The sequence below is a fragment of the Nocardia sp. bgisy134 genome, assembly GCF_057708325.1.
The window spans coordinates 440094-459941 of sequence record NZ_JBYIRW010000003.1 but is presented as its reverse complement, the minus strand read 5'-3'; the positions used below and the strand labels follow the sequence as shown (position 1 = coordinate 459941).

General features: G+C 71.2%; 2 protein-coding genes. Both read left to right on the top strand.

Annotation, left to right across the window (positions count from 1 at the left end; all coding sequences use genetic code 11):
* Window positions 1–109: 109 nt before the first annotated feature.
* Window positions 110–1480 carry a GAF domain-containing protein gene (locus AC3ERS_RS08530; protein ID WP_431965239.1) on the top strand — a complete coding sequence of 457 codons (1371 nt, stop codon included), beginning with the start codon at window positions 110–112 and terminating at the stop codon, window positions 1478–1480.
* A 458-nt stretch (window positions 1481–1938) separates the two neighbouring features.
* Window positions 1939–19845, top strand: coding sequence for a non-ribosomal peptide synthase/polyketide synthase (locus tag AC3ERS_RS08525; RefSeq protein ID WP_431965237.1), 17907 nt, complete (start codon window positions 1939–1941; stop codon window positions 19843–19845).
* Window positions 19846–19848: the final 3 nt, after the last annotated feature.

The window sequence follows — 19848 nt, the reverse complement described above, 5'->3', positions numbered from 1 at the left end:
GTCACAAAATGAGGAGGTTCGTCCCGGATGTGACCTGGCGGACAAACCAGAACATCCGCCCTTCCTTGTGAATACGCGCCGGTACAGTTTGGGGCGGAAAGAAAGGCAAATGGTCAGCAATCTTGCAGGTGGGCGGTCCCCACGGCACGGCGTCGAACCTGGCACGCAACTCGGCGCACTGGAAGCCTATGCCGCACAAGCACATGGATATCTTAGCGCGGGTGGCGAGCAGCTCGCGCAGCTAGCCGGTTTGCTGCGTCCGCTCGTGTTGGAATCCTGGTTGCGCAGCCTGCGTACCGGCGTCGATCCGATGGACGTGCTGAGCGAACGCGGCTTGCGCGGAGCCGATTTGCAACGTTATCGGGATGCTCATCCGATGGCGGGCCTGATGCCGCTGATCGATAAATTGCTCGTCGAAGACGCGGCTCGTACGGGTCTGATAGTCGCGATCGCCGATCAATTCGGGCGAGTACTTTCGGTGCACGGCAAACCCGAACAAGTCGCGGCCGCAGCGGAGATCGGACTGCGCGCGGGCGATGATCTGAGCGAGCGCCGGGTCGGCACCAATGCGGTGGGTTTGGTCGTCCGCACCGGCCGCGCCGCCTGGATCCATGGGCCAGAGCACTTTTTGCACCGCATGCACCAGATCACCGGCGCCGCAGCGCCGGTGCACGACCCGGACGGCAGGCTGGTGGGTGTCCTGGTGATAGCTGGGGGTGTGCGGGTGGCGAAGCCCGAGATCCTCGCGCTGGTGAAGGCGACGGCCACCGCCGCGGAGATGGATCTGGTGCTCAGTGCGATGCGCTCGGGTCGGCACGGCCTGCATGGGCGGGAACGGCCGGAACCCGTGGCGGCCGCCGAGTCGCGCGGTCTCGGCCTCGACGTGCTCGGTCTCGGGCAGCCGCAACTGACCATCGCGGGCGATCGGGTTCCGTTGTCGCAGCGGCACGCCGAGATCCTGCTGCTGCTGGCCGAGCATCCCGAGGGGCTCGGCGCCGACCACCTCGCACTGCTGCTCGACGACACCGATCTGGACAACGGCACGATCCGCGCCGCCATGTCCCGGCTGCGGTCGGTGGTCGGTCCGACCGTGTTCGGTTCGCGCCCATACAAGTTGCGCGTCCATGTCGCAACCGATGTGGAGGCGCTGCGGGCGGCACTCGACTCCGGTGATGTCGATTCCGCATTACGTCTCTATGCCGGTCCGGTGCTGCCGCGTTCCACCGCACCGGGAATTATCGATATTCGAGACGAACTGCGCGTGCGGTTGCGTACCGCGGTGCTCGGTTCGCGTGATGCCGCGGTGTTGCGGCGCTGGACCGCCGGCGCGGAAGGTCGCGACGACGCCGCGGCATGGGCCGTATACCGCGCGGCCGTAGATCGCGATTCTCCGCTGTATGCGCAGATCGAGGCCAAGATTCGGGTACTCGATCGCCGCCTCGGCGCCGATGCAACGCGGATGCAACGTTCCGGCTCATAGTCTGCACATCTGAAAGTGCGGTAGCTCACAAAGCGACACGGATTGTGGTCGCGCGCACAATTCTGCTCGGAGTTAGCTGTCGTCCGCGAGCGAGATGGACAACCGTCCAGGTTTTTTATCGGAACTTGTTCCTTTTTATTTCCCGACCGCCTAATGTTCGCAATGCGCGGTGACATCCGTGTGACGTAGGAAACACCACCGGGGGCGTGGACCGAGTCCCCCGGCAGTGGAGTTGGAGGAACGATCAAGAGTTAGGCACGGCGGCTCCGGCCGCCGATCTCGTCTCACCAATTTGTTGGATCTCGCGCGGGTGACGTCGTCACCGTCGCGCTCTCGCCGAATCGCCTGTAGTGGCGCCGATGCCAGGCGTCGGGTCGGAGGACCCACCCGCCGGGGGTTTCTTCGTGCTGCCCAAAAGCCTTCGGCCAGCTGTTCTTTCGCTTAACGAGGAGGCTCTGGTGCACGGTACGGAGTTGGGTGGGTTCAGCGCGCGGCCGAACGGGAACGCGGCGAGCCATACACCGTCCCTCACATCGTTTCCGCTCGCTCCCGCGCAGCTCGGCCTCTGGTACGCGCAGCTGCTCGAGCCCCAGGTCCCGATCAATGTCGCGCAGTACGTCGACGTGCAGGGCGAGCTGGATGCGGCACTGCTGCAGGAGGTTTCGCGCGCGGCGGCGCTCGACTACGGGTCCACGCTGGTGCGGCTCGGCGAGGAGGGCGGCACGCCGTATCAGTGCGTCGACACCGAACTGTCCATCGACATCCCACTGATCGACTTTCGCTCGCACGCCGACCCGGTGGCCGCCGCCACGGAGTGGATGCGCGCCGATGCCTGCGCCCCGGTGGATCTGGTGCGCGACAGGCTGTTCGCGGGCGCGGTGCTGCGCATCGCCGATCGACGCTACTTCTGGTACCTGCGCGCCCACCACATCGTGCTCGACGGCTACGGCGCGCTGACCAACACCATACGGGTGGCCGAGCGGTACACCGCGCGGGTGCTCGGCGCGGAGCCGGAAGCCATCCGGCCGGGCAGCCTGGAGACGCTCGTCGAGGGCGAGATCGCCTACCGCGAGAGCGGGCGCTACGCGACCGACCGCGCCCACTGGGCCGAGCGGGTGGCCGGGCTCGACGGCGTGACCAGCCTGGACCCGCGCACCGCCCCGCGCGCGGCGAGCAACCTGATCGTCGGACGCGGCCTGCCCGACGAGCTGGTCGATCGAATGAACACCGTTGCCGAGAGCCAGGATTCGACGATCGCGGTGGTGCTTCTCGCGGCCTTCGCCGGATACCTCGGCCGCCTGACCGACCGCGACGACGTGGTGCTGAGTCTGCCGGTCACCGCGCGCACCACCGCCGTGATGCGGCGCTCGGCGGGCATGCTCTCCAACATCGTGCCGCTGCGGATGTCGCTGGGCGCGGCTACCTGGGGTGACCTGTTGCGCGCCACCCGCGTCGAGGTCGCCGGGGCGCTGCGGCACCAGCGGTACCGGCACGAGGACATTCGCCGCGACGCCGACCACGACGGCCGCCCGGCCCGGCGCGCGTTGTTCGGCCCGCTGGCCAACATCATGCTGTTCCGCAGCGACCTGACGCTCGGCACCACGACGGGCCGGTACCACGTGCTGTCCACCGGACCGGTGGAGGACCTGAGCCTGAACGTCTACTACGGCGAACGCGACCGCGTGCACGTCGATTTCGAGGCGAACCCGAACCTCTACGCGGCCGACGACCTGGCCCGCCATCACGCCCGTTTCGTGCAGTACCTGGAGCGGCTGGTCGCCGCGGACCTGGACGCGCCGATGGCCGCGATCGATGTGGCGACCGAGCTGGAGATCGAGGTCAGCACCCGAATATGGAACGCCACCGGCTGCGATGTCGAGGCGCTTGTCGCCACCCGTGCGCCGGGCGCGCACTCCGCCGCGACGCTGGTGGCGATGTTCGAGGCGCAGACGGCCCGAACCCCGGACGCGGTCGCGCTGCGCTGGGACGTTGCGCTGCGCGGGGACGTTGCGCTGCGCGGGGACGTTGCGCTGCGCGGGGCCGACGCACCGGACGCCACGCTGACCTACCGCCAACTGGCCGCCGAGGTGAACCGGCTGGCCAGGTGTCTGATCGAGCGCGGTGTCGGACCGGAGACCCTGGTCGCCCTGCACCTGCGCAGGTCGCCCGAGCTGGTCGTCGCCATGTACGCGGTACTCACGGCGGGCGCGGCCTACGTGCCGCTGGACCCGGACCACCCGGCCGATCGCACCGCGCACATCCTGGCCACCGCCCGGCCCGCCTGTGTCCTCACCGCCGAGGACCTCGCGGTCGACGTGCCGGTGGTGCGGCTGGATCGCCTGGAGCAGCGCGGATATCCGGACGGTCCGGTCTGGGAGCGCGAGCGCACCGCCGCGCTGCGGCAGGACCACCCCGCGTATGTGATCTTCACCTCCGGTTCCACCGGCAAGCCCAAGGGCGTGGTGGTGACCCACGAGGCCATCGTGAACCGATTGGTGTGGATGCAGGAGACCTATCGGCTGACCGCGGCCGACGTGGTGCTGCAAAAGACCCCCGCGACGTTCGACGTGTCGGTGTGGGAGTTCTTCTGGCCCTTGCAGATCGGTGCCACATTGGTGCTCGCGCAGCCCGACGGCCATCGCGACCCGGCCTACCTGCGCGAAGTCATCGCCGAATATGGCGTCACCACCGCGCATTTCGTGCCGTCGATGCTGGAAGCCTTTCTGGCGCATCAGGACATCGCGCGCGATTCCACGCTTCGCTCGGTCTTCGCTTCCGGTGAGGCGCTGCCCGCCGCGCTGGCCCAGCGGATGCGGGTGCTGACCGGCGCCCGGCTGCACAACCTGTACGGTCCCACCGAGGCTGCGGTGGACGTCACCTTTCACGAGGTGACCGATACCGATACCCTCTCGGTGCCGATCGGAGCGCCGGTGTTCAACACTCGGCTCTATGTGCTCGATTCCCGGCTGCGGCCGGTGCCGGTCGGGGCTCCGGGTGAGCTGTATCTGTCGGGGGTACAGCTCGCCCGGGGTTATGTCGCCAGGCCCGGCCTGACGGCCGCGCGTTTCCTCGCCGACCCGTTCGCGGGCCAGGACGGGCCCGCGGCGCCGGGCGACCGGATGTATCGCACCGGTGACCTGGTGCGCTGGACCACCAACGGCGAACTGGAATACCTGGGTCGCACCGATTTCCAGGTGAAGCTGCGCGGCCTGCGCATCGAGCTCGGCGAGATCGAGGCGGTGCTAGGCACGGTCGACTCGGTGGTGCGCGCCGTCGTCGTGGTGCGCGACGCCGCGGGCGCCGGCGAACAGCTGGTGGCGTACGCGGTGGAGTCCGAGCCCGGCACCGTGCGGCCCGAACAGCTGCGGGCCGCGGCGGCGGGATCGCTGCCCGGCTACATGGTGCCCGCGGCCTACGTGGTTCTCGACGCCCTCCCGGTCAACGCGTCGGGCAAATTGGACCGCGCGGCCCTGCCCGCGCCGCCGCGGCGCAGCGCCGAATACCACGCGCCGGTCACCGAAGTCGAGCAGGCGGTCGCCCGCGTGTTCGGCGAGGTGCTCGGCCGCGCGTCGGTCGGCCGCGACGACGACTTCTTCGCACTCGGCGGCAACAGCCTGGTGGCCACGCAGGTGACCGCCCGGCTGGCCGCCGACCTGGGCTGCCCGCTCGGAGTCCGCGAATTGTTCACCGCCACCACGGTGTCCGATCTCGCGGAACTGATCGAGCGGGCGGGCGGAACCGGCGGCGCGTCCGCGCCCCGCAGGCTGCGGGTGGTACCGCGGCCGCCGCTGGTTCCGCTTTCTCCCGCGCAGCAGCGGATCTGGTTCCTGAACCGCTTCGAACGCTCCGCCGACTACAACATGCCGTTCGTGGCGCGGCTGCGCGGCGAGGTGGACGTGACCGCGCTGCGGCGGGCGATCGGCGACGTGGTGGCGCGGCACGAGGTGCTGCGCACCGTGTTCCCCGCCGTGCTCGACGAGCCGGACCACGATGTCCCTGCGCAGCAGATCGTGTTGTCCGCCGACGAGGTCGCGGTGCTCGGCGCAACCGAGCCGATCGGCGCGGCCGAGCTGGACGCGGCGCTGGCCGGATTCGCCGCCACCGGCTTCGACCTGGAGTGCGAGATCCCGTTGCGCGCGCGGCTGTTCGCCGTCGACTCCGACGGCTACGCCCTGGCCCTCGTGCTGCATCACATCGCGGCGGACGGGCTTTCGCTGCGCGTGTTGGCCCGCGACGTGATGACGGCCTATGCCGCTCGCCGGGCGGGCGGGACGCCGGACTGGTCTCCGCTCGCGGTGCAGTACGCCGACTACGGCCTGTGGCAGCGGGAGGCGCTCGGCGCGGCATCCGACCCGGACGCGCCGCTGGCCCGTCAACTGGCCTATTGGACCGAGACGCTGGCAGGCGCACCGGATCTGCTGGAGCTGCCCGCCGATCGGCCGCGCCCCGCGATCGCTACCGGACGCGGCGCGGCGTACCGCTTCGAGGTGCCCACCGCGGTGGTCGCGCGCGTCACCGCGACCGCGCGGGCCACCGGGCTCTCCGAGTTCATGGTCCTGCACGCCGCGCTCGCGCTGCTGCTCGCACGACTGACCGGCGGCGACGACATCGTGGTCGGCACGCCGGTCGCCGGGCGCGGCGAACGCGAACTCGACGACATGATCGGCATGTTCGTCAACACCCTGGTGCTGCGCACCCGGATCGACGCCGCGGCGACCGGCGCGGAACTGCTCGCCGCGGTGCGCGCGACGGACCTCGCCGCCTTCGGGCACGCGCAGGTTCCGTTCGAGCAGGTGGTCGACGCGCTGAACCCGCCGCGCTCGCAGGCCAGGCATCCGCTCTTCCAGGTGTTGCTCTCGGTCGACAACGCCGCCGACATCCGATTCGAACTCCCCGGTATGTCGGTTCGCACCGGTACCCTGGACACCGGGGTGACCAAGTTCGATCTCCAGCTCACGGTCACCGCAGGCTTCGCCGGTGCCGGACTCGGGGAAGGTTCGGCACCGGCGGGGGTCCCGGCCGAATTCACCTACACCACAGATCTCTTCGACGAGGCCACCGTCGCCGACTTCGCGCGCTGGTATCTGCGCGTGCTCGAGGCGCTGACGAGCGACACGGACACGGCGGTCGGCGATCTGCCGCTGCTGGACACCGCCGAACTGGGTTGGGCGGTGGAGCTGGGCCGGGCGATCGAGCCGGGCTCGGCGGGAGAGTCGGCCGCAGCGGGGGAGCCGGTCGCGGCGGGCACCGTGCTCGCGGCGTTCGAAGCGCAGGTCCGCCGCACCCCCGATGCCGTCGCGGTGATCGACGGCGACCACACGCTGACCTACGCGGCATTCGCGGCGGGGGTGCATCGGCTGGCTCGGCGTCTCATCGATGCCGGTGTCGGCCCGGAGACGCTGGTGGTGCTCGGGATGCGGCGCAGCGCCGACTTCGTGCTCGCCGCCTACGCGGCGCTGACAGCAGGCGGCGGATACGTTCCCGTCGATCCGGATCAGCCCGCGTCGCGGCTCGCCCACGTGCTGTCCTCCGCCCGTGCGGTGTGCGTGCTCACCCGGTCCTCCGACGGATGGGCGGTGACGTCGGAGGGCGCGCCGCCGGTCCTCGAGGTGGACGCGCTCGATCTGTCGGGCTACGCGGACGCCGCAGTGCTCGACGAGGAACGCCTGCGCCCGCTGCGCGCCGCCAACACCGCGTACGTGATCTTCACCTCCGGGTCGACCGGCCGCCCGAAAGGCGTTGCGGTGCAGCATGACTCGGTGGCGAACCAGGTGCGCTGGATCGTCGGCGAATACGGCGTCGGCCCCGCCGACGTCGTGCTGTTCAAGACTCCCGCGACCTTCGACGTCTCGGTCTGGGAACTGTTCGCGCCGTTGACGAGCGGCGCGCGCCTGGTGGTCGCCGCGCACGAGGGACACCGCGACAGCGCCTATCTCGCCGCGACCATCGCGGCGCACGGCGTCACGATGACGTCCTTCGTGCCCTCGATGCTCACGGTGTTCGCCGCCGCCGCGCCCGCCGCGTCGATCGCCACCCTGCGCGCCGTCTTCGTCGCGGGCGAGGCGATGACCGGCGAAGCGGCCGCGGAATTCGCCGCCGTGAGCGGCGCCGAACTGCACAATCTCTACGGTCCGACCGAATTCACGGTGCACGCCACGCACGCGCCGGTGACCGCGACCCCGGGTCCGACGCCGATCGGGCGACCGGTGCGCGCCAGCCGCGTGCTGGTGCTGGACAGCCGGCTGCGCCCGGTGCCGGAAACGGTGGTGGGCGAGCTGTACCTGTCCGGGGTGCAGCTCGCGCGCGGCTATCACGGCCGCCCTGAGCTCAGCGCCGAACGATTCGTCGCCGATCCCTACGGTCCTGCGGGCGCGCGCATGTACCGCACCGGCGATCTGGTTCGGCGGAACCGGGACGGACAACTGGAATACCTGGGACGCAGCGACTTCCAGGTGAAACTGCGCGGTCAGCGCATCGAGCTCGGCGAGATCGAGGCGGCGCTGCTCGCCCCCGATGTGCGCGCCGCCGCGGTGCGCGTCTTCGCCCATCCGGCCGGTGAGCTGCTGGTGGCGTACGTGGTGACCGACCTCCCCGAGACCGAGGTGGCCGCGGTGTTGGCAGGCAGGCTGCGCGCCACACTGCCTTCCTACATGGTGCCCTCCGCCTATGTCGCGCTGGCGGCCATGCCGCTGACCAGCTCGGGCAAGCTGGACCGCAAGGCGCTGCCCGATCCGGTGTTGGCGGCCAAGGAATTCCGCGCCCCGGTCACCGAGGCCGAGCGCGCGGTGGCCGAGGTGTTCGCCGAGGTGCTCGGACTCGACCGGGTCGGTCTCGACGACGACTTCTTCGCCGTCGGCGGAAACTCGTTGGTGGCCACCCGAATCGCCGCGCGGCTGGCCGCCCGGCTGCGGGCCGACGTGCCGGTGCGGCTGCTCTTCGAACACCCGACCGTGGTCGCGCTCGCCGCGGAGTTGGCGGGCGCGCCGACCGCGCGCATCCGTCAGCCGCTGGTCGCCACGGAGCGCCCGGCGATCGTGCCGCTCTCCTACGCGCAGCAGCGGATGTGGTTCCTGAACCAGTTCGACGCGACATCCACGGCGAACAATCTGACTGCCGCGGTCCGGCTCACCGGTCCGCTGGACCGGACGGCGCTGGCCGCCGCCGTCACCGACGTCGTCGTCAGGCACGAGGCGCTGCGCACCCGGTACCCCGCCGTCGACGGATCGGCGCGCCAAGAGGTCCTTCCCGCGGACCGCGGCCCGGTCCTGGAGATCGTCGACGAGACCGACGAGGTGCTCGACCGGGTACGCGCGCTCGCCGCAATGCCTTTCGCCGTGACGCAGGCTCCGCCGGTGCGCCTGACGCTGCTGCGCCGCTCCGATGTCGAGCACGTGCTCGTCGTGTCGCTGCACCACATCGCCGCGGACGGCTGGTCCATCGCGCCGTTCACGCGGGACCTGCTGCGCGCCTACTCTTCTCGGCGCGCAGGAAACGCGCCGGACTGGTCGCCCCTTCCGGTGCAGTACGCCGACTACACGCTGTGGCAGCGCCGAATCCTCGGCTCCGAGGACGATCCCGACTCGCTGATGGCCGAGCAGCTGCGGTTCTGGTCCGCCGAATTGGCCGACCTGCCGGACCTGCTCGCCCTGCCCGCCGACCGGCCCCGCCCCGCCGCCGCCTCGGGACGCGGAGCACGGCACGCCTTCCGAATTCCCGCCGCGACCCACCGACGGCTGCGCGAGATCGCCGAGTCAGCCAATACGTCGCTGTTCATGGTGCTGCACGCGGCCGTCGCGGCGATGCTGGCGAAGCTCTCCGGTCAGCGGGACATCGCGATCGGCACCCCGGTCGCGGGCCGCGGCGAGCAGGCGCTCGACGACCTCGTCGGCATGTTCGTCAACACCCTGGTGCTGCGCGCCGACGTGCGACCCGAACGCACCTTCGCCGAGCTGGTCGCGGCCGTGCGCGACGGCGACCTGCGCGCGTTCGCCCACGGCGACGTGCCGTTCGAGCGGCTCGTCGAAGTGCTCGACCCCGAGCGATCGGCGGCAAGGCACCCGCTGTTCCAGGTGATGCTGGACTTCCAGAACACCGCGAGCGCGACCGTCGAGCTGGCCGACCTGCACGTCGGCGAACTCGACATCGACACGCACACCGCGAAATTCGATCTCCAGCTCACGCTCGCCGAGACGGCGGACGGCATCGACGCCGTCTTCGAGTACGCGACCGACCTGTTCGACGCCGACACCGTCGCCTCGTTCGCGGCCCGGCTCGAGCGGGTGCTCGACGAGGTCTGCGCCGATCCCGCCGTGCTCGTCGGCGACATCGATACGCTGTCTGCCGCCGAACGCACCCAGTTGCTCGGCACGTGGAACGCCACCGCACGCGCCCTCGGCCCCGTGGCGACCTTGGTGTCGCTGTTCGAGGCGCAGGCACGGCGGACCCCCGGCGCCATCGCGGTGACCTTCGAGGACGAGTCGGCGGCCCACCCGTCGCCCGACCACCACCCCACATCGAGTCGCTACGCGACGCTCACCTATGGCGAGTTCGCGGGCCGGGTCAACCGGTTGGCGCGGCTGCTGGTGTCCATCGGCGTGCGGCCGGAGCGCACCGTGGCGATCGGCATGCGGCGCTCGCTGGATCTGGTCGTCGCGATGTACGCGGTGATCACGGCGGGCGGCGCGTACGTCCCGGTGGATCCCGACCATCCCGCCGAGCGCATCGAGCACGTGTTGCGCGGTGCGCGGCCGGTGTGTGTGCTCAGCCGCACCGGCGACGGCCTGGATCTCGCGTCGTCCGAGGGCGGTGCGCGGGTGTGGGCGGTGCTGGATGTCGACCAGTTCGACACCTCCGACTACTCCGACGCCCCGCTCACCGACGCGGATCGGCTCGGTGCGCTCGGCCCGGGCAACGCGGCCTACGTCCTGTTCACCTCCGGGTCCACCGGTATGCCCAAGGGTGTCGCGGTGTCGCACGCGGCGATCGTGAACCGGCTGCTGTGGATGCAGTCCGAATACGGGCTCACCGCCGAGGACGTCGTGTTGCAGAAGACGCCCGCGACGTTCGACGTGTCGGTGTGGGAGTTCTTCTGGCCGTTGCAGATCGGCGCCCGTCTGGCGGTGGCGCGCCCGGACGGGCACCGCGATCCGCGCTATCTCGCCGAGCTGATCATCCGGGAACGGGTGTCGGTGGCGCATTTCGTGCCCTCGATGCTGGCGGTGTTTGTCGCGGAACACGCGGTGGCGCAGTGCGATTCGCTGCGCATGGTGTTCGCCTCCGGCGAGGCGCTGGTGCCGGGACCCGCGCAGCGGCTGCGCGCGCTGACCGGAGCGCGGCTGCACAACCTGTACGGCCCGACCGAGGCGGCCGTCGACGTCACCTACCACGAGGTGGTCGACGCGGACACCGACAGCGTGCCGATCGGCGTCCCGGTGGCCAACACCCGGGTGTACGTACTGGATTCGCGGCTGCGGCCGGTGCCGGTCGGCGTGCCGGGCGAGCTGTACCTCGCGGGCGCGCAGCTGGCGCGCGGGTATGCGCGGCGGCCGGATCTCACCGCGGATCGCTTCGTGGCCAATCCGTTCGCCAGCGCCGAGCGCATGTACCGCACCGGCGATCTCGTCCGATGGCTTCCCGCATCGCGAAGCGATTCGATGGGTGGCTGGGCGACGGGTGAGCTGGAGTACCTGGGCCGCACCGATTTCCAGGTGAAGCTGCGCGGTCTGCGCATCGAGCTCGGCGAGATCGAGGCCGCCCTGATCGCGCTGCCGGAGATCGACCAGGCCGTCGTCGTGGTGCGAGACGGTACGCAGCTCGTCGCGTACCTGATCGCCGCGCCGGAGTCGGCCATCGACATAGATTCGGTGAAAGCAGCTCTGTCACAGCGCATACCGGCGTATATGGTGCCCTCGGCGTTCGTCTCGCTGGAGGAGTTCCCGCTCAACGCCTCCGGCAAGCTCGATCGTAAGGCCCTGCCCGCGCCGGTGCTCGAGGCGGCGGCGTTCCGCGCGCCGGTGACACCCGCACAGCAGCTCGTCGCGCGCGTATTCGCCGATGTGCTTGGCGTGCCGCGCGTCGGGCTCGACGACGACTTCTTCGCGCTCGGCGGCAATTCGCTCACCGCCACCAGGGTGGCGGCCCGGCTCGGCGCGGCGCTGGACACCCAGCTGCCGGTGCGGCTGCTCTTCGACGCGCCCAGGGTGCACGCTATGGCGACGCGGGCCGAAGCGTTGCGCGGCCGTGGCGGCAGGCCGGCGCCGACCCACCGCCCGCGGCCCGAGCGATTGCCGCTCTCGCCCGCGCAACAGCGCATCTGGTTCCTGAACCGTTTCCTCGCCGACGCCGATGGGCCGGGCGACGCGGTCGACAACATCCCGGTCGCGCTGCGGCTCGGCGGTGACCTCGACGTCCCGGCGCTGGAGGCCGCGCTCGGCGACGTCATCGCCAGGCACGAGTCGCTGCGCACCGTGTACCCGGCCGGACCCGACGGCGCCGAGCAAGTGGTCCTGCCGCGCCGGGCTCCGGTGCTGCGCCAGGAGCGGGTCGCGGAATCGGCGCTGACCGAACGCCTCGCCGCCTGCGCCGCGGTCACTTTCGATCTCACCGAAGAGACCCCGCTGCGCGCCCACCTGTTCGCGCTCACCGGCGCCGAATCGGTGGAGCACGTGCTCCTGCTCGTGTTGCACCACATCTCGGCCGACGGATTCTCGCTCGGTCCGCTGGCCGCCGACCTCATGACCGCCTACGCCGCCCGTCGCGACGGCGGCGCGCCGGACTGGACTCCGCTGCCCATCCAGTACGCCGACTACACCCTGTGGCAGGCCGAAATCCTCGGCGCCGCCGACGATCCCGAGTCGCGCGCGCACCGTCAGCTGGAGTTCTGGCGTCGCACGCTCGACGGCCTGCCCGAACAGCTGGAGCTGCCCGCCGACCGGCCGCGCCCGGCCGTGTCCACCCATCGCGGCGCGACCCACCGGCTGCGCATCGATTCCGACCTGCACAGCGAGCTGCGCGAACTCGCGCGCAAGCGGGAGACCACGCTGTTCAGCACCGTGCACGCCGCGCTGGCCGTACTGCTCGCGCGGTTGTCGGGGAGTGCGGACATCGCCATCGGCACCCCGGTGGCCGGACGCGGCGAGGCCGAACTCGACGGCTTGGTAGGCATGTTCGTCAACACCTTGGTGCTGCGCAGCCGGATCGACCCGCGGGCGCGGTTCGAGACCGTCCTCGACGACGTGCGTTCCCGCGACCTGGAGGCGCTCGCGCACGCCGACCTGCCCTTCGAGCGGCTGGTCGAGCTGCTCGCGCCGCACCGCGCGCGCAACCGCCACCCGCTCTTCCAGGTCGCACTCACCATGCAGAATTTCACCGTGCCCGTGCTCGAGCTGGCCGGGCTTCGGGTGCGGCCGGTCGAGCTGGACGCGGTCGGCGCCGAATTCGATCTACAGTTCACCGTGGTGGCTGCCGACGATTCGGACGGCCGCGCCGACGGCATCGACATCGAGATCACCTACGCCACAGATCTTTTCGACTGCGAAACGGTGGCGGTGCTGGCCCGCCGGTTCACCCAGGTGCTGGCGGCGGTCGCCGCGGACGCGACGGTCGCGGTCGGCGACATCCAGCTGCTCTCCGCGGAGGAACAGCGCCGCGCGCTGGTCGAATGGGCGAGCACCGGCCCGGACCTGGCCGCCGCCGACGAGACGCTGATAGACCGCTTCCGTTGCGCCGCAGCGCTCGATCCGACCGCCGTCGCGGTGCGCGCGGGCGAAGAGGTCGTGACCTACCGCGAGCTGACGGCCAGGGCCAACCGACTGGCCCGGCGGCTGATCGCCGCGGGCGTCGGGCCGGAAACCCTGGTGGCGGTGGCGCTGCCGCGATCGGTCGAGCTGATCGTCGCGCTGCTCGCCGTGCTCGAGGCGGGCGGTGGCTACCTGCCGATCGACCCCGACTACCCGGCCGATCGCATCGAGTACATGATCGACGACGCCCGGCCGGTCTGCGCCGTCAGCTCCGCCGCGACGGGCCTGCCGCGCGACTGGTTCGGCGGCCCGGTACTCGATGTGGCGGCCGACCTCGCGTCGGTGAGCGCCGAGCCGCTCACCGACGCCGACCGGCGGGCCCCGCTGCATCCGGCGCACACCGCGTACGTCATCTACACCTCCGGTTCCACCGGCAGGCCGAAAGGCGTTGCCGTACCGCACCGCAACGTGCTCAGGCTGCTCGACAACACCCGGCGCCGGTTCGAGTTCGGGCCCTCGGACGTGTGGACCATGTTCCACTCCTACGCCTTCGACTTCTCGGTGTGGGAGCTGTGGGGCGCGCTGCTGTTCGGCGGCGAACTCGTGGTGGTGGACTACTTCACGTCGCGATCGCCGGAGCAGTTCCGCCGTCTGCTCGTCGAGCGGGCGGTGACGGTGCTGAACCAGACGCCGTCGGCGTTCTATCAGCTCATGGCGGCCGACGCCGCGGTCGATCCCGCCGAATTTGCCCTGCGCCACGTGATTTTCGGCGGTGAGGCGCTGGAACCGCAGCGGCTGGCCGGGTGGTTCGCGCGCTATCCCGACGGCCCGCGCCTGGTGAACATGTACGGCATCACCGAGACCACGGTGCATGTGTCGTACCGCCCGATCGAGCCGGGCACGGGGTCGGCGAGCGTGATCGGCGGCGCGATTCCCGGGCTCACGGTGCGGGTGCTCGACGCGCGGCTGCGGCCGGTGCCGGTCGGGGTGCCGGGCGAGATCTATGTCTCCGGCGGTCAGCTGGCTCGCGGCTACCTGGGCCGGGCGGCGCTCACCGCGAGCCGTTTCGTCGCCGATCCCTACGCGGCCGACGGTTCGCGCGCCTACCGCTCCGGCGATCTGGCGCGCTGGACCGCCGACGGCGAGCTGGAGTACCTCGGCCGCGCCGACCAGCAGGTGAACCTGCGCGGGTTCCGCATCGAGCTCGGCGAGATCGAGGCGGCCGTGCTCGACACCGGTGCGGTCACCGAGGCCGCGGTGGTGGTGCGGACCGATCTGGTGGACGAGGCGCGGATCGTCGCCTACGTCGTCGCGGACGGCTCGCTCGACGCGGCCGCGTTGCGCAGGGAGCTGGCGCGCACGCTGCCCGAGCACATGGTGCCCGCCGCTGTCGTCGCGCTGGATCGAATCCCGTTGACGGTCAACGGCAAACTCGATCGCGCCGCGCTGCCCGCCCCGGTCTTCGCGGCGACGACCTACCGCAAGCCCGGCACGGTCGTCGAGGAGATCGTCGCCGGTGTGTACGCCGAGGTGCTCGGTCTTTCGGCCGCGGGCCAGGTCGGGGCCGACGACGACTTCTTCGCGCTGGGCGGCAGCTCCCTGCTCGCCGCCAAGGCCGCCGCCCGGATCGGCGCGGCGCTCGGCAAGCCGGTCGGCGTGCGGGCGCTGTTCGAGTCGCCGCGAGTCGCGGAGCTGGCGGCGACCGTGAGCGCGGGGGAGGCCGGAGCCGCGCGGCCGCCGCTGGTGGCGGGCGCACGACCGCAGACGCTGCCGCTCTCGCCCGCCCAGCGGCGGATGTGGTTCCTGAACCGGTTCGACGGCGCGTCCGTCGCCTACAACATCCCGCTGGCGCTGCGGCTGACCGGCGACGTGGACGTACCCGCGCTCCAGTCCGCGCTGGCCGACGTGATCGGCAGGCACGAATCGCTGCGCACCACCTACCCCGAGCTGGACGGAGCGCCGACGCAGCGAATTCTGCCTGCGGCGCAGGCCGTTCCGGCACTGTACCCGGTGGATGTCACCGAAGACCGTCTGCCGCAGCGCGTTCGGGATCTCGCGGGCACCGCATTCGACGTCACCACCGAGATCCCGCTGCGAATGCGGTTGTTCCGCATCGGCTCCGACGATGTCGTGCTCGCGGGCGTGCTGCATCACATCGCCGCCGACGGGTCATCGGTCGCGCCGTTCGTGCGCGATCTGATGACGGCATACACCGCGCGCCTGGACGACCGCGCGCCGTGCTGGTCACCGCTGGCCGTGCAGTACGCCGATTACGCGCTGTGGCAGCGGGGGCTGCTCGGTGCCGAGGACGATCCGGACTCCCGCGCGTCCGAGCAGATCGCCTATTGGACCGAGGCGCTGGCCGGTCTGCCTGATCAGCTCGCGCTGCCCACCGATCGTCCCCGCCCGGTCCGGCAGAGCCTGCGCGGCGCGAAGACGGCTCGGCTGGTGCCGGCGCGGCTGCACGAGCAGCTTGTCGGTCTCGGCCGCGCGCACGGGGCGACGCTGTTCATGGTCGTGCACGCCGCCTTCGCCGCGTTGCTGGCCAGGCTGTCCGGCGTCGCCGACATCGCCGTCGGGACGCCCACGGCCGGGCGTGGGGAGGCCGAACTCGACGACGTGATCGGCATGTTCGTCAACACCCTGGTGCTGCGCACCCGCGTCGAGGGCGGTCAGTCCTTCGCCGAACTGCTCACCGAGGCTCGCGGCGCCGACATCGCCGCCTTCTCACACGCCGACGTGCCGTTCGAGCGACTGGTGGAGGTGCTGAATCCGGAGCGCTCCACCGCCCGACACCCGCTTTTCCAGGTGGGTTACTCGTTCCAGAATCACGAGCGCGGCGAACTGCGGTTGCCGGGACTAACCGTTCGCGAGCTCGAATTCGACAACGGCGTAGCGCAATTCGACCTGCACCTGTTCGCCGTCGACCGGTACGCCGCCGACGGCACGCCCGAGGGCATCCAGCTGACCCTCGGCTACGCCACCGACTTGTTCGAGCCGTCGACCGCCGAGCGGATCATCGACCTGCTCGAGAGCGTGCTGGAATCCGTTGTCGCACAGCCTGACGCACTGGTCGGCGACCTCGACCTGCTCGGCGACGAGCGTGCGCGTGTGCTGGGCGAATGGAACGCCACCGCCCATTCGGTCGAGCGGCTGACCCTCGCCGATCTTGTCGACCGGCAGGCGGCGCACACCCCGGCCGCTCCGGCGCTCGTCGACGCCGACACCGGAAAGTCTCTGAACTACGCCGAATTCGACGCTCGGGTGAACCGGCTGGCGCGCGCGTTGATCGGGCAGGGCGTCGGCCCGGAGCGCACCGTCGTGCTGGCCATGCGCCGGTCGGTCGAGCTGGTGATCGCCATGTACGCGGTGGTCCGCGCGGGCGGCGCCTACGTGCCGGTCGATCCGGACCACCCGGCCGACCGCATCGCCTACATCGTCGACACCGCCGCACCGGTCTGCGCTCTCACCACCGTGGCCGACGGCATGCCGATCGAGACCTCGGTGCGCGTCCTCGAGGTGGACCGGCTCGTGGCGGCGCACCTCTCGGCGGCCCCGGTCGCGGACAGCGAGCGGATCCGCCCGCTGCGCACGGAGCATCCGGCGTACGTCATCTTCACGTCCGGTTCGACCGGGCGGCCGAAGGGCGTCACCGTGCCGCACGCGGCGATCGTCAACCAGCTGGCCTGGCTGCGCGAGCGATTCACGCTCGGCGTGACCGACCGGACGCTGCTGAAAACGCCCGCCACCTTCGATCTCTCGGTGTGGGAGTTCTGGTCCCCGCTGGTCACCGGCGGCGCGCTGGTGGTGACCCGGCCCGGCGACGAGCGCGACCCGGATCGACTGCGCGCGCTGATGGCACGGCACGGCGTCACCGTGCTGTACGCGGTGCCGTCCCAGATCGGCATGCTGCTGGCGGCGTCGCCGGACGCACCGCTGCCCGCCGGGCTGCGGCGGGTACTTGCCATCGGTGAGGCGCTGCCGCCCGCGACCGCCGCCGAGTTCCTCGGTCGGGCGGCCGGTGGCGCGCGGCTCTACAACCTTTACGGACCGACCGAGGCCGCGGTGTCGATCACCGCGCACGAGGTGGCCGAGCGGCCGAGCCAGGCGGTGCCGATCGGCACGCCCGCCTGGAACAGCCGGGTGTACGTGGTGGACGACCGGCTACAGCCGGTCCCGGTCGGCGTCGCGGGCGAACTGTACCTGGCGGGTGCACAATTGGCGCGCGGCTACCAGCACAGGCCCGGCCTCACGGCGGACCGGTTCGTGGCCGATCCGTTCGCGGCCGAGTCGTCCGCGCGGATGTACCGCACCGGCGACATCGTCCGGTGGCGCGCCGACGGCAATCTCGAGTACCTGGAGCGGGCCGATTTCCAGGTCAAGATCGGCGGGTTCCGCATAGAGCTCGGCGAGGTGGAGACCGCGCTGCTGAAGCTGCCGGAGGTGCGGGCCGCGGTGGCCGTCGCCAAGGCGGACGAGCGGGCAGGCGCGCGCCTGGTCGCGTACGTCGTCCTGGCCGACGGCTGCGCCGAGTCCGCCGCGGACCTGCGCGCGAGCCTGGCGAAGCGGCTGCCGACCTACATGGTGCCCGCCGCCCTCGTCGCGCTGGACGCCCTGCCGCTCAACGCCAACGGGAAGGTCGACCGCGCGAAACTGCCCGAGCCGGTGTTCGAGGAGGCCGCCTTCCGCGCCCCGGCCACCGACCTGGAGCGCCTGGTCGCCGCCACCTTCGCCGCGGTGATCGACGGGGCAACGGCCGACCGCCGGATCGGCGCCGACACCGACTTCTTCGCGCTCGGCGGCAATTCGCTGCTCGCGACCAAGCTCGCGGCCCGTCTCGGCGCCGAACTCGGTGTGCGGGTTCCGGTCGCCATGGTGTTCGAGGAGCCGACCGTCGCGCGTCTGGCCCAGCGCCTGACCGACCAGGACGACGCCGAGGCACGACCGGCTCTGGTACGGCGCGACACCGCCCGCCCGGCCCGCCTCTCGCCCGCGCAGCAGCGCATGTGGGTGGTGAACCGTCTCGCGCAGGACTCGGCCGCCTACAACATCCCGGCCGCCATCCGGCTCACCGGCGCAACGGACCGAGCGGCGCTGGCGGCGGCCGCGCGGGACGTCCTGGAACGGCACGAGGCGCTGCGCACCCGCTATCCGGACACCGGAGAAGGCCCGGTGCAGGATGTGCTCGACGCCGCCGCGGTGCCGTTCGATCCGACGCCGATTCCAGTGCAGCCCAGCGAGATCGACGGTCGAATTGCGAAATTCGTTGCCGCCGGTTTCGACGTCACCGTCGCGCCGCCTGTCCGCGCCGCGCTGTTCGAACTCGCCGCCGACGAGCACGTGCTGGTCGTCGTGCTGCACCACATCTGCGCGGACGGCTACTCGATCGCGCCGCTGACCAGGGACCTGGTCCGCGCCTACGCCGACCGTGCGGCGGGCCGCGAACCGGGCTGGGCGCCGCTGCCCGTCCAGTACGGCGACTACAGCGAATGGCAGCGCGCGCTGCTCGGCTCCGCCGCCGATCCCGCGAGCTGGCACGCACGACAACTCGACTACTGGACAACGGAATTGGCGGGCGCGCCGGAAGTGCTCGCGTTGCCCACCGACCGCCCGCGTCCGGCGCACCGCGATATGCGCGGCGCCGCGATCGATTGCGCGGTCGACGCCGAGCTGACCCGCACGCTGGAGCGGATCGCGCGCGACCACGGGACCACGCTGTTCACCCTGATGCACAGCGCACTCGCTGTGCTGCTGGCCAAGCTGTCCGGCGCGGCCGACATCACCATCGGGGCCCCGGTGGCCGGGCGCGGCGCGGCCGAACTCGACGACCTGATCGGCATGTTCGTCAACACGGTGGTGCTGCGCACCGAGATCGAACCGCGCTCCGGCTTCGCCGATCTGCTTCGCCAGGCCAGGGATCGCGACCTCGCCGCGCTCTCGCACGCCGACCTGCCCTTCGAGCAAGTGGTGGAGGCCATGGGCCGCGCCAGGTCCGGCGCGTACTCTCCGCTGTTCCAGGTGATGTTCACCTTCCAGAACATGCCCGCGGGCCGCGTCGAACTGCCCGGCCTCGCTGTCGAAGTGCTCGATCCCGCGCCGGACGAGGCGAAGTTCGACCTGCAACTCACCGGCATCGAACGCTTCGACGCCGCGGGTGAACGGGACGGGCTCGCGCTTCGATTCGGCTACGCGACCGACATTTTCGACGCCGCGACGGTCCAGCGCTACGCCGACCGGCTGCTGCTGGTGCTCGCGGCGATCGCGGCGGACCCGGCGATCGCGATTCGCGCCATCGACATCCGCACCGAAGGTGAGCAGCGGCCCGCTGCCGCACCCGCGGTCACGATCGCCGAACTGCCCGAATTGATTTCCGCCGCAGCCGCTCTCGCGCCGGACGAACTCGCGTTCAGTCACGGTGCGCACCGGGTGTCCTATGCCGATCTCGCCGCGAAGCTGACGACCGTGGCCAAGGCCATGGGCGGAGCCGCGACACCGGAAGTCCTCATCAACGTCTCCCTCGCCGGGCTGGTGCCCGGCGTGCTCGCGGCGCTCGGCGGCGGCGGTCTCGCCGCCGCGCTGCACCGCCTCCTCACCGAGGCTCAGGCCGTGGTCTCCGAAAGGAATTAGCTG